At 69.6% G+C, this 12,179-nt stretch carries 15 protein-coding genes; 4 read left to right on the top strand and 11 right to left on the bottom strand.

What is annotated here, in order from left to right:
• Window positions 1–3 precede the first annotated feature (3 nt).
• Window positions 4–1,353 (bottom strand): phosphoglucosamine mutase, encoded by a 1,350-nt coding sequence (glmM, locus tag PVE36_RS03120; RefSeq protein WP_277454512.1) that lies wholly within the window; start codon window positions 1,351–1,353, stop codon window positions 4–6.
• A 115-nt stretch (window positions 1,354–1,468) separates the two neighbouring features.
• Here glmM and PVE36_RS03115 point away from each other — a divergent pair, with 115 nt between their 5' ends.
• On the top strand, window positions 1,469–2,620 hold the full coding sequence (locus PVE36_RS03115; protein WP_277454511.1) for a glutamate--cysteine ligase: 1,152 nt from the start codon (window positions 1,469–1,471) through the stop codon (window positions 2,618–2,620).
• Window positions 2,621–2,687: 67 nt separating this feature from the next.
• Here the strand turns inward: PVE36_RS03115 and rpsI are convergent, their stop codons facing one another.
• Complete coding sequence (gene rpsI / locus PVE36_RS03110; RefSeq protein ID WP_277454509.1) at window positions 2,688–3,203, bottom strand: 30S ribosomal protein S9; 516 nt, start codon at window positions 3,201–3,203, stop codon at window positions 2,688–2,690.
• Window positions 3,204–3,235: 32 nt separating this feature from the next.
• Entirely contained in the window at window positions 3,236–3,679 is a 444-nt protein-coding gene (gene rplM, locus PVE36_RS03105; RefSeq protein ID WP_277239348.1) for a 50S ribosomal protein L13, read from the bottom strand.
• A 242-nt stretch (window positions 3,680–3,921) separates the two neighbouring features.
• Here rplM and PVE36_RS03100 point away from each other — a divergent pair, with 242 nt between their 5' ends.
• Entirely contained in the window at window positions 3,922–4,515 is a 594-nt protein-coding gene (locus PVE36_RS03100; protein WP_277454508.1) for a helix-turn-helix domain-containing protein, read from the top strand.
• Window positions 4,516–4,539: 24 nt separating this feature from the next.
• Window positions 4,540–5,247, top strand: a complete 708-nt coding sequence (gene lepB / locus PVE36_RS03095) for a signal peptidase I (RefSeq protein ID WP_277454507.1) — start codon at window positions 4,540–4,542, stop codon at window positions 5,245–5,247.
• Window positions 5,248–5,254: 7 nt separating this feature from the next.
• On the opposite strand, the gene truA is transcribed toward lepB, so the two are convergent.
• The 8 genes from truA to infA all read right to left on the bottom strand — a co-directional run bounded on the left by truA (window position 5,255) and on the right by infA (window position 10,208).
• Entirely contained in the window at window positions 5,255–6,085 is an 831-nt protein-coding gene (gene truA / locus PVE36_RS03090) for a tRNA pseudouridine(38-40) synthase TruA (protein WP_277454505.1), read from the bottom strand.
• 218 nt (window positions 6,086–6,303) lie between these two features.
• Window positions 6,304–6,858, bottom strand: coding sequence for a 50S ribosomal protein L17 (gene rplQ / locus PVE36_RS03085; RefSeq protein ID WP_277239344.1), 555 nt, complete (start codon window positions 6,856–6,858; stop codon window positions 6,304–6,306).
• A gap of 62 nt (window positions 6,859–6,920) precedes the next feature.
• A complete protein-coding gene (locus PVE36_RS03080) occupies window positions 6,921–7,952 on the bottom strand; it encodes a DNA-directed RNA polymerase subunit alpha (RefSeq protein WP_277454503.1) in 1,032 nt (343 codons plus the stop codon).
• A 115-nt stretch (window positions 7,953–8,067) separates the two neighbouring features.
• Window positions 8,068–8,676, bottom strand: coding sequence for a 30S ribosomal protein S4 (gene rpsD, locus PVE36_RS03075; RefSeq protein ID WP_277454502.1), 609 nt, complete (start codon window positions 8,674–8,676; stop codon window positions 8,068–8,070).
• A 29-nt stretch (window positions 8,677–8,705) separates the two neighbouring features.
• Window positions 8,706–9,101: a 30S ribosomal protein S11 gene (gene rpsK, locus PVE36_RS03070; RefSeq protein WP_185990514.1), complete on the bottom strand. Its 396-nt coding sequence runs from the start codon at window positions 9,099–9,101 to the stop codon at window positions 8,706–8,708.
• A 71-nt stretch (window positions 9,102–9,172) separates the two neighbouring features.
• Complete coding sequence (rpsM, locus tag PVE36_RS03065; protein ID WP_277239338.1) at window positions 9,173–9,544, bottom strand: 30S ribosomal protein S13; 372 nt, start codon at window positions 9,542–9,544, stop codon at window positions 9,173–9,175.
• A gap of 223 nt (window positions 9,545–9,767) precedes the next feature.
• Window positions 9,768–9,881, bottom strand: a complete 114-nt coding sequence (rpmJ, locus tag PVE36_RS03060) for a 50S ribosomal protein L36 (RefSeq protein WP_007928044.1) — start codon at window positions 9,879–9,881, stop codon at window positions 9,768–9,770.
• 105 nt (window positions 9,882–9,986) lie between these two features.
• On the bottom strand, window positions 9,987–10,208 hold the full coding sequence (gene infA / locus PVE36_RS03055; RefSeq protein ID WP_277239334.1) for a translation initiation factor IF-1: 222 nt from the start codon (window positions 10,206–10,208) through the stop codon (window positions 9,987–9,989).
• A 252-nt stretch (window positions 10,209–10,460) separates the two neighbouring features.
• Between infA and PVE36_RS03050 the strand changes: the two genes are divergently transcribed.
• Window positions 10,461–12,146 (top strand): BCCT family transporter, encoded by a 1,686-nt coding sequence (locus PVE36_RS03050; protein WP_277454483.1) that lies wholly within the window; start codon window positions 10,461–10,463, stop codon window positions 12,144–12,146.
• Window positions 12,147–12,179 lie beyond the last annotated feature (33 nt).

Raw genomic sequence — 12,179 nt, 5'->3', positions numbered from 1 at the left:
CCGTCAGAGGGCCAGACGCTCCTTGACCACCCCGGAGAGGCGGTCGGCCGTGGTCCGGGCGCGCTCCTCGGTCGCGGCCTCGACCATGACCCGCACGACCGGTTCGGTGCCGGACTTGCGCAGCAGGACCCGCCCCTCGAGGCCCAGGGAGGACTCCTCGTCGGCGATGGCCGAGCGCACGCCCTCGTCGCCGTCCACGCGGTCCTTGTCGACGTCCTTGACGTTGATCAGCACCTGCGGCATCCGGGTCATGGCACCCGCCAGCTGCGCGAGCGACCGACCGGTCTCGGCGACCCGCGCCGCGAGCATCAGACCGGTGAGGACGCCGTCGCCCGTGGTCGCGTGCTCGAGCATGATGACGTGACCGGACTGCTCGCCGCCGAGGGAGTAGCCACCCCGACGCATCTCCTCGAGGACGTACCGGTCCCCCACCCCGGTCTGCTTGACCTCGATGCCGGCGGACTCCATGGCCCGCATCAGCCCGAGGTTGCTCATGACGGTCGCGACCAGGGTGTTCTCGGCGAGCTCGCCCTTCTCCTTGAGTGCGATCGCGAGGATCGCCATGATCTGGTCCCCGTCGATCGGCTCCCCGCTCGCGTCGACGGCCAGGCACCGGTCGGCGTCGCCGTCGTGGGCGATGCCCAAGTGCGCGCCGTGCTCGACGACGGCGGCCTGCAGGCTCTCGAGGTGCGTGGAGCCGCAGCCGTCGTTGATGTTGAGCCCGTCGGGGCGGGCGCCGATCGCGTGCACCTCGGCCCCGGCCAGCCGGAAGACCTCGGGCGACACCAGGCTCGCGGCACCGTGCGCGGCGTCGAGGACGATCGTCAGACCCCTGAGGTTCGGCTCGACGGCGTCCAGCAGGTGGCGCACGTAGCGGGCACCGGCGTCCTCCATGAAGGTGACCCGCCCCACGTCGATGCCCGTCGGGCGGTCCGGCTCGTCGTCCATGGCCGCCTGGATGGCGTCCTCGACCGCGTCGGGGAGCTTGTGGCCACCGACCGCGAAGAACTTGATGCCGTTGTCGGGCATCGCGTTGTGGGAGGCCGAGAGCATGACCCCGAAGTCCGCGTGCACCTCGGAGGTGAGGAAGGCCAGCGCCGGCGTCGGCACGACGCCTGCGTCGAGGACGTCGATGCCGCTGCTGGCCAGTCCCGCCACGACGGCCGCGGAGAGGAACTCCCCCGAGGCCCGCGGGTCCCGCCCGACGACGGCGACGGGGCGCCGGCCCTCCGTACCCTCCGGGTCGCGGAGGACGCGGGCGGCGGCCTGGGCGAGTCGGAGCGCGAAGTCGGCCGTGATGGTCTCGCCGTTGGCGAGACCGCGCACACCGTCGGTGCCGAAGAGTCGGGGCATTGTCGTGCAACCTTCCGTGGGGAACCGGTCCGGGATCGAACTCAGTGGACAGGCTCCGTCACGATACCCGGCCGGTAGGCTTGACCACCGTAGGTCGCGGCGTCGAGAGGCCCAGATGATCGAGTTCACGCCATCCGATGGCCCCACGCTCGGCGTCGAGTGGGAGATCGCGCTGCTCGACAAGGAGACGCTCGACCTCGTGCCGCTGGCCGAGGACGTCGTGGAGTCGCTCATCGCCGACGGCGGGGTCACCCCACGCGTGCACCGTGAGCTGCTCACCAACACCGTCGAGCTGGTCACCGACGTCTGCCAGAGCGTCCCCGAGGCCGTCGCCGACCTCACGGCGAGCCTGGATCGTCTCCGCGGCGTCACCGACGAGCTCGGGCTGGAGCTGCTGTCGGCCGGCACGCACCCCTTCGCCCGCTGGGAGAGCCAGCAGGTCAGCGAGGGAGAGCGTTACGCCACCCTCATCGACCGGACCCGTTGGTGGGGGCGGCAGATGCTCATCTACGGCCTGCACACCCACATCGGCGTCACCCACCGGGACAAGGTGCTGCCCCTGCTCGCCGGCATGCTCACCTATGCCCCGCACCTGCAGGCGCTGTCGGCCTCCTCCCCCTGGTGGGGTGGCGTGCCGACGGACTACGCGAGCAACCGGGCGCTGCTCTTCCAGCAGCTGCCGACGGCCGGACTGCCCTTCCAGTTCGAGCACTGGCACGAGTACGAGGGCTACATCGACGACCTGCTGGTCACCGGTGTCATCGACGAGCTGAAGGAGGTGCGCTGGGACCTGCGACCGGCCCCGCACCTGGGCACGCTCGAGGTCCGGGTGTGCGACGGCGTCCCCACGCTCACCGAGATCGCCGCGCTGACCGCCCTGACGCAGTGCCTGCTCGTCCACCTGGACGACCGGCTCACCGACGGCGGAACGGTCCCCTCCCTCCAGCCGTGGCACGTGCAGGAGAACAAGTGGCGCACCGCCCGCTACGGCATGGACGCGATCATCATCCTCGACTCCCGCAACCGGGAGCGGCTCGTCACCGACGAGCTGCACGACCTCCTCGAGCGCCTCACACCGGTCGCCCGCCGCCTGGGCTGCGAGGCAGAGCTCGCCGACGTGGAGCACATCATGCGCGTCGGCGCGAGCTACCAGCGTCAGCTCGCCGTGGCGGCCGAGCACGGGGGCGACCTCGTGGAGGTGACCCGCTCGCTCGTCGCCGAGATGCGCGCGGGGCGTCCGCTGCCGATCTCCGCGGACTCCGGCTGAGGCTCGCGAAGACGACGAAGGGCGGTTCCCACCATGGTGGGAACCGCCCTTCGCTCGCGGCGGCAGATCAGCGCTTGCTGTACTGCGGCGCCTTGCGGGCCTTCTTGAGACCGGCCTTCTTGCGCTCCGGGACGCGGGCGTCCCGGGTGAGGTAACCGGCCTTCTTCAGGGTCGGGCGGTTCAGCTCAGGGTCGACCCCGTTGAGCGAACGCGCGACACCGAGACGCACGGCACCGGCCTGGCCGGAGGGGCCACCGCCGTGGACGCGCACGAGCACGTCGTAGGCACCGTCGAGCTCGAGCGCGACGAGCGGCTCGTTGACGATCTGCTGGTGGACCTTGTTCGGGAAGTACTCCTCGAGCGGACGCCCGTTGACCTTCCACTCACCGGTGCCGGGGACGATCCGCACGCGGGCGATGGCCTGCTTGCGGCGTCCGGTGCCGGCGCCGGGCGCGGAGGCCGAGGGGCGGGCGACGGGCTCGGCGGTGCCGACCGGGCCCTCGGACTCGGAGGTGTAGGAGCTCAGCTCGGGCTCGTCGCCCTCGAGCACCTCTGGGTTTGTGTTGTCGGTGGTGTCAGCCACGGTATAAGCCTCTGATTCCTTCTCGGCAGCGCTTACTGCGCGACCTGCGAGATCGTGTAGGGGGTCGGCTGCTGGGCGGCGTGCGGGTGCTCGGCACCGGCGTACACCTTGAGCTTGCCCAGCTGCTCACGGCCCAGGCTGTTGCGGGGGAGCATGCCGCGGACGGCCTTCTCGACCGCACGGGTCGGGTGCTTCTCCAGCATCTCGGTGTAGTTCATCGAGGACAGACCGCCCGGGTGGCCCGAGTGGCGGTAGGCGCGCTTCTGCTCGGCCTTCGCGCCGGTCAGCGCGATCTTGTCCGCGTTGATGATGATGACGAAGTCGCCCATGTCCATGTGGGGGGCGAAGGTCGTCTTGTGCTTGCCGCGCAGCAGCGTGGCGGTCTGGCTCGCGAGGCGGCCGAGCACGACGTCGGTGGCGTCGATGATGTGCCACTGACGGGTGATCTCACCACCCTTGGGGGAGTACGTGCGCATGAGTGATGCCTTCTGCTCTCGTGTGGTGCTTCCGGCCCCTCTCCGCATGGCGAAGGGGGTGACGCTCCCCGGCCACGTGGTGGCGGGAGGTCGCTGCACACCATTCTACGGACTGGCACAGGTGGCCCGAAATCGCCAACGAGCCGGGAAACCCTTGATTTCATGGGCCTCTCGCGGTCTCCGCGGTGCGGTCGAACACGTCCTCGCCGGTGATTGCACAATAGTTGTGCAATCATCGGCGCATGGCTGATCGTGACGGTTCGGGCGCCTCCGCCTCCCCGACGCCGGACGCGTGGCGGCTGCTGGCCCACCCCCTTCGCTCCCGCATCCTCGCGCATCTGCGTCTGCACGGCGGGGCGACCGCCGCGGACCTCGCCCGCGCGCTGGGCAGCAACACCGGCGCGACGAGCTACCACTCACGCGTGCTCGCGGACGCCGGCCTGCTCGTCGACACCGGCCTGGGCGACGGTCGCTCACGGGTGTGGGCCGTCGCTGAGGACGAGGACGAGGAGGGTGTCGACACCTCGGTCGCCGTGAGCACCATCTCCGACGCGGACGATCTCGCCGACGCCCTCTGGCTCGCCCACGACCACGTCGACCACCACGCCCACCGTCTCCACGGCTGGATCGACGCGCAGGTCTCCTGGCCCATGGTCTGGCAGGAGGAGTGCGGCCTCGACGAGCGCGAGGTCCTCGTGGACGAGACCCAGCTGGCGGCGCTGCGTGCGGAGCTCGGCGCCGTCCTGGACCGTTACCGGCGCCGCGGCGCCGGCACCCCCGGCGCCCGGCGGGTCACGGCCGTGGTCGGCCTGACGCCGCTGCCCCGCCGGACCTGACACCCGGACCCTAGGCTGACCCGCGTGAGTCCCCGACGCGAGCGCCGCGAGCTGCCCCTGGGCCTCGGCGTCCTCGTGCGGCTCCTCATCGCCGTCGCCGTCCTCGCGCTGGTCACGCACACCCTGGTGCGTCCCTTCGTCGTCCCGTCCGGGTCGATGGAGCCGACGATCATGACCGGCGACCGGGTGACCACGCGGATCGTCGGCGTCGAGGGGGACGACCTGGACCGCGGTGACGTCATCGCCTTCGCCCACGGGCGGACCTGGGCGGACACGCGCCTCCGGGAGCCGGACCCGCTCAAGGACGCCGCGCGCACCGTCGGCGACGTCCTCGGTGTCGGACCGAGCCATCGCGCGCACACCCTCAAGCGCATCGTGGGGCTCCCCGGCGAGACCGTCTCGTGCTGCGACGAGCAGGGGCGGGTGCTCGTGGACGAAGAGCCCATCGACGAGCCGTACGTCGAGCACGAGATCCCCTTCGCGCCGGGCGAGCGGGACTGCACCGGCGGGGCTTCGCGCTCGGGCCGGTGCCTGCCCGAGATCACCGTGCCCGACGGCGCCTACCTCGTCATGGGCGACAACCGGGCCAGCAGCGCCGACTCCGTCTCCGCCTGCCGCGGGCAGACCGCGGAGCAGGACTGCACCCCCCGCTTCGTCCGTGCGGAGCAGGTGGTCGGCACCCTGTGGCTGCGGTGGTGGCCGTTGCCCCCGGGTGACGCCCTGCGCGACTGAGCGCGGGTCACTCCTCGCGGCGGGCCCGGGCCTGGTGCGCACGCTCGGCGAGCTGCGACGCCGGCGGGTAGGCCACCTCGACGAGCGTCAGGCCGTGCGCGGGCATGACCTTCACCCGCGGGTCGCGCACCCCGTGGGTGAGGACCTGCTCGGGCCACAGCGGGCCCTCCTCCCCCGTCCCGACCGGCACGAGCGCCCCGATCAGCGCCCGCACCATCGAGTGGCAGAAGGCGTCCGCGAGGACCGTCGCCTCGAGCATGCCGTCCTCGCGCCGCTGCCAGTCGTAGCGCAGCAGTGTGCGGGTGGTGCTCGCGCCCTCGCGCTTCTTGCAGAACGCCGCGAAGTTGCGCAGACCCAGCAGACGCGTGCTGGCGGCGTTCATCGCCGCCACGTCCAGCGGCGTGCGCAGCGGGACCACCTCGCGGCGACGAAGGGGGTCCAGCCGCGTCGGGTCGTCGCAGACGACGTAGCGGTAGCGCCGGCTCGTGGCGGAGAAGCGCGCGTCGAAGCCCTCGGGCGCCTCGACCGCGGAGTGGACGACGACGTCACCGGGCAGGACGCCACGCAGTCGCGTGACGAGGGTCGACAGCAGCGGCCGGTCGGAGTGCCCGCGGACCCGCTCGAGGTCGCTCGGGTCGACGTCGAGGTGGACGACCTGCCCCAGGGCGTGCACGCCGGCGTCGGTGCGCCCCGCCACCGTGACCCGCACCGGCTCCGGCGGGCGCATGATCCTCGTCAGACCGGCCGTCAGCTCCCCCTCGACCGTACGCAGCCCCGGCTGCGCCGCCCAGCCGTGGAAGTCGGTGCCGTCGTAGGCGAGGTCGAGTCGCAGCCGCATGCGGGCCAGCGTAGGCGAGGCCGGGTCCCCTCGGGATGGCCGGGAAATCGGGGGCTCACCGGGTCGTGCCGCGGTCATCCCACGACATGCCGGTCACCGCGGCGTCTCCCCGGTCATGACGAAGGGCGCCGCCCACCCGAGTGGGTGAGCGGCGCCCCTTCGAGGCTCCTGCGTCGCGCCTCAGGACATCGCCTTCGTCGTGCGCGGGTGAGGTCCCGTCAGGCCTTGTCCTCGGACTCCGCCTCGGGGGCCTCGGCGGTCTCCTCGGCCGGAGCCTCGGTGGCCTCCGTGGTGGTCTCCTCGGTCGTGGCCTCCTCGGCGGGGGCCTCGGCCGCGGCGGCCTCCTCGTCCTTGGCGGAGCGCTTGGTGGCACCCTCCGCCTCGGCGACGACGGCGCGCTTCGGCTTGGCGTTGACCGGCTCGCGGACGAGCTCGATGACGCACATCGGGGCGTTGTCGCCCTTGCGCGGGGCGATCTTGGTGATGCGGGTGTAGCCGCCGGGCCGGTCGGCCACGTCGGGCGCGATCTCGACGAAGAGGCGGTGGACGACGCCCTTGTCCTTGACGACGGTCATCACCTTGCGGCGCGCGGCGAGGTCGCCACGCTTGGCGAAGGTGATCAGGCGCTCGGCGAGCGGACGCAGCCGCTTGGCCTTGGCCTGCGTCGTCGTGATCTGGTCGAACTCGAAGAGCGACGTGGCCAGGTTCGCCAGGATGAGGCGCTCGTGGGCCGGGCCGCCCCCGATACGGGGACCCTTGGTCGGGGTGGGCATGGTGTTCTCCTTGGAGGTCTGACCTCACCGCGTACGGCGGTCAGGTCACGAATAACGGTGGGTCAGAGCTGCTCGTCCTCGGCGAACGAGGCGTCCTCGTCACCGGGCTCGTCGTACTCGTCGTTGTAGCCGGGGACGGCCGTCGGGTCGAACCCGGGAGGGCTGTCCTTGAGCGTCAGCCCCATCTCGTGCAGCTTCGCCTTGACCTCGTCGATCGACTTGGCACCGAAGTTACGGATGTCGAGCAGGTCCGCCTCGCTGCGACCGACGAGCTCACCCACGGTGTGGATGCCCTCGCGCTTGAGGCAGTTGTAGGAGCGGACCGTCAGGTCCAGGTCCTCGATCGGCAGCGCCATGTCGGCGGCGATCGCGGCGTCGGTCGGCGACGGGCCCATGTCGATGCCCTCGGCCTCGACGTTGAGCTCACGGGCCAGGCCGAAGAGCTCGACGAGGGTCTTGCCGGCGGAGGCCAGTGCGTCCCTGGGGGCCATCGAGTTCTTCGTCTCGACGTCGACGACCAGCTTGTCGAAGTCGGTGCGCTGCTCGACACGGGTCGCCTCGACCTTGTAGGTCACGGCGAGCACCGGCGAGTAGATGGAGTCGACCGGGATGCGACCGATCTCCTGGTCAGCGGACTTGTTCTGCTGGGCGGAGACGTACCCGCGACCGCGCTCGACGGTCAGCTCCATCTCGAGGGAGCCCTTGTCGTTGAGCGTGGCGATGTGCAGGTCCGGGTTGTGGACCTCGACACCGGCCGGCGGGTTGATGTCTGCGGCGGTGACCGCGCCGGCACCCGACTTGCGCAGGTACATCACGACCGGCTCGTCGTTCTCGCTGGAGACGACGAGGGACTTGATGTTGAGGATGATCTCGGTGACGTCCTCCTTGACCCCGGGGACGGTGGAGAACTCGTGGAGCACGCCGTCGATCCGGATCGAGGTCAGCGAGGCACCCGGGATGCTCGAGAGCAGGGTGCGACGCAGGGAGTTGCCGATGGTGTAGCCGAAGCCGGGCTCGAGGGGCTCGATGACGAACCGCGAACGGTTGTCGGCGAGGACCTCTTCGCTGAGGTTCGGGCGCTGTGCGATGAGCACGGTGTTCTTCCTTCCCACGGGCGACCGCTATATGACGCCTCGTGAAGGTGTCGGGGCGCGACCCCGACGGTGGCTCCCGCATCGGTCCGCAGGAGCCACCCTCGGTGGAACTGGATCAGTTCTTGGAGTACAGCTCGACGATCAGCTGCTCGGTGAGCGGCGTGTCGATCTGCTCGCGGGTCGGCTTCTGGTGCACCAGGATCTTCAGGCTGCCCGGGATGACGTGCAGCCACGCCGGGACCGGGCGCTCACCGAAGGTCTCGCGGGCGAGCTGGATCGGGAAGGCCTCGACCGACTGCTTGCGGACGGTGATGATGTCGTACTGCTCGACGCGCTGGCTGGGCACGTTGGTGCGCTTGCCGTTGACCTCGAAGTGGCCGTGCGTGACCAGCTGGCGGGCCTGACGACGCGTGCGGGCGAGCCCGGCGCGGTAGATGACGTTGTCGAGACGGGTCTCGAGGATCGTCAGCAGGTTGTGACCGGTCTGCCCGGGGCGGTTGGCCGCCTCCTTGTAGTACCGGAGGAACTGCTTCTCCATGACGCCGTAGGTGAAGCGGGCCTTCTGCTTCTCCTGCAGCTGGGTGAGGTACTCCTTCTCCTGGATCCGCCGACGGCCGTGCTGGCCGGGCGGGAAGGGACGGAGCTCGAAGTTCTTGTCGCCGCCGACGAGGTCGAGCTTGAGCCGACGGGACTTCTTGGTGATGGGGCCGGTGTAACGAGCCATGTTCTATCTGTCTCCCGTATCTCTGCTGCTCAGACGCGACGGCGCTTGGGCGGGCGGACACCGTTGTGCGGGCTGGGCGTGACGTCCTGGATCGCGCCGACCTCGAGGCCGGTGGCGGTCAGGGAGCGGATCGCGGTCTCACGACCGGAACCGGGGCCCTTGACGAAGACGTCGACCTTCTTCATGCCGTGCTCCATGGCGCGGCGGGCCGCGGCCTCGGCGGCCATCTGGGCGGCGTACGGGGTCGACTTGCGCGATCCCTTGAAGCCGACCTGGCCCGCGGAGGCCCAGGAGATCACGGCACCGGTGGGGTCGGTGATCGAGATGATGGTGTTGTTGAACGTGCTCTTGATGTGGGCCTGGCCCACGGACACATTCTTCTTGACCTTGCGGCGCACCTTGGTGGCGCGGGTCTTGGGGGGCATGTTTCTCCTACGAAGTGCTTCGGTGTGTGGTGCTCACCGCGCGCGGCTCGGCCGCGCCCGCGGATGAGGGATCAGGCCTTCTTCTTGCCTGCGACGGTGCGCTTGGGGCCCTTCCGGGTGCGCGCGTTGGTCTTGGTGCGCTGGCCGCGCACCGGGAGGCCACGGCGGTGGCGCAGACCCTCGTAGGTGCCGATCTCGACCTTGCGGCGGATGTCGGCAGCGACCTCGCGGCGGAGGTCTCCCTCGAGCTGGACGTTCTCCTCGAGCCAGTCGCGCAGGGCGACGAGCTGGTCGTCGCCGAGGTCCTTCACGCGGGTGCTCGGGTCGACCTCGGTTGCCGCGACTGCCTTCTGCGCAGTCGTGCGGCCCACACCGAAGATGTAGGTCAGGGCGACCTCGACGCGCTTCTCGCGCGGGAGGTCGACTCCAACAAGACGTGCCATGTGATGGCTTCCTTATCTTCTGTTCGGAGGTCTGGTACACCACCAGTCCGGCGGGTGGTCCCGCGTATGGTCGCGGGCCGCTCGGTCCCCGGCCTCCGAGCCGGGGGTGACGTCCTGCTCGCGGGGAGCAGGGGCCGGGTGGTGCGTGCTTCTTCAGTTGGCGTTGCTCGAGGATCTGGGCAAGTACCCGGTTCCCCGCCTCACCGGTCCTGGTGGACCGCGATCAGCCCTGGCGCTGCTTGTGGCGCAGGTTGTCGCAGATCACCATGACCCGGCCGTTGCGGCGGATCACCTTGCACTTGTCGCAGATCTTCTTGACGCTCGGCTGAACCTTCATTGCCGTCTCGCATCTGTCTCGATCTGTCCCGCCCCCGGTGCGTGGCGACGGGTCGTGCTCGTGGTGCCTCTCCCAGCGGTCACCGGCACGCGGTGACCGCCTGGATCAGCGGTAGCGGAAGACGATACGGCCGCGGGTCAGGTCGTACGGGCTGAGCTCCACCACGACCTTGTCCTCGGGGAGGATCCGGATGTAGTGCTGCCGCATCTTGCCCGAGATGTGGGCGAGAACCTTGTGACCATTGGTCAGCTCCACCCGAAAGTTCGCGTTCGGGAGCGCTTCGATGATCGTGCCCTCGACCTCGATGACACCGTCCTTCTTGGCCATACCCTCTCAATCCGTCGGTGGTCGTCCCCCGGATGGGGTCGACCCTCGTCCGGCCACACTGGCCCTGCCTCCCGGCACAGCAGGAAGGCAGACAGACGTGACCGACAGTCAAGAGTACGGCACGGGGCCTTCAGCAGCGAAATCGTCACGCTCTCGGGGTGCCAACCGCGTGATGTGGGTACTAGTGTCTCCGAGCACCAGACTCACCTCCGGCGCCTCGGGGTGAGTCCCAGTACGACTGGAAGGCCGACGATGGACGCCCTTGCCCGCAAACTCGGACTGCGGACCCAACCGACGATCTTCTTCGTGTCGGCGGGGCTCATGGTCACCTTCCTCATCGTTCTGCTGATCTTCCCCGACCAACTCAACAAGAGCTTCAGCGCCGGCCGCGAGTGGATCGTCACCAACCTCGGGTGGTACTTCATCTTCGGCGTCACCGCGTGGTTGATCATCCTCCTCGCCGTCGCCTTCAGCCCCTACGGGCAGGTCCAGCTCGGACGCAAGGACGAGCCGCCGGAGTACAGCTTCCCCTCGTGGTTCGCCATGCTCTTCGCCGGTGGCATCGGCACCATCCTGATGTTCTGGGGCGTGGCCGAGCCGATCTCGCACTTCTCGAACCCGCCGAAGGCAGGGGTGGAGCCGTACACCGTGGAGGCAGCCCAGGACGGGATGAACTTCGCCCTCTACCACCTGAGCCTGCACACCTGGGCGATCTTCTGCCTGCCCGGTCTCGCCTTCGCCTACTTCATCCACCGCTACGAGCTCCCGGTCCGGGTCAGCTCGGTTTTCTACCCCTTCCTCAAGGACGGCATCTACGGCCCGATCGGGCGGGCCATCGACATCCTCGCCATCCTCGGCACGCTCTTCGGTGTCGCGGTCTCCATCGGGCTGGGCACCTCGCAGATCGGCGCCGGTCTGGGCGAGCTCTTCGGGTGGGCCAACAACACGACGCTGCAGGTGGCCATCGTCATCGTCCTCACCACGGTGGCCGTCACCTCGATCGTCCGGGGCCTGGACAAGGGCGTGAAGCTCCTGTCGAACATCAACATCGCCATGGCGATCGGCCTGATGGTCTTCGTCTTCCTGACCGGCGGGATGACCCTCTTCCTGCTCCGGCAGCTCTTCGAGACCACCGGCAACTTCGTCTCCGAGCTCCCCCAGCTCATGCTCTGGAACGACGCCCTGGCCAACATCACCAAGGACGACGGCTGGGGCTGGCAAGGCGGCTGGACCGTCTTCTACTGGGCCTGGACGGTCAGCTGGGCCCCGTTCATGGGGATCTTCCTCGCCCGCATCTCCAAGGGGCGCACGGTGCGCGAGTTCGTCCTGGGTGTCCTCTTCGCGCCGAGCATCTTCACCATCATCTGGTTCGTCATCTTCGGTTGGTCGGCGCTGCGGATCGACGGCATGGACGGCTCGGAGGGACCGATCTCGGCGGCCGTGGCGGAGTCGATCCCGCTGTCGATGTTCGCCTTCTTCGAGAACTACCCGCTGACGACGCTCGTCCAGGGCCTCGCGGTGATCATCGTCGCGATCTTCTTCGCGACCAGCTCCGACTCCGCCTCCCTCGTCGTCGACATGCTGTGCACCGGTGACGGCGACTCGGGCCCGACCCGCCAGCGCGTCTTCTGGGGCGTCAGCGAGGGCGCTCTCGCGGCGCTGCTCATCGTGCTGGCCGGCGACGAGGGCCTCAATGCCCTCCAACAAGTGATCACCGTCATCGGGCTTCCCATGTTCACCCTGATGTTCCTCGCGGGCATCAGCTTCCTCGTCGCCCTGCAAAAGGAGAACCTGCAGTTCGTCACGAAGGTCCGCGGTGTCCCCGAGGAGGCGGTCTTCGCCGGCAGGGAGGCCCTCGACCGGGGTGAGGTCTCCGGTGAGCAGGCCGCGACGCAGCGGGACGAGACCACGGACGACCGGAGCGACGTCCCCGGCTGACCCGGCCGCGTGTCGCGTCTGCGGCGGTCGGCC

The sequence above is a fragment of the Janibacter sp. DB-40 genome, from assembly GCF_029510815.1.
Classification (GTDB): domain Bacteria; phylum Actinomycetota; class Actinomycetes; order Actinomycetales; family Dermatophilaceae; genus Janibacter.
This window is presented reverse-complemented; position numbering and strand designations above follow the sequence as displayed.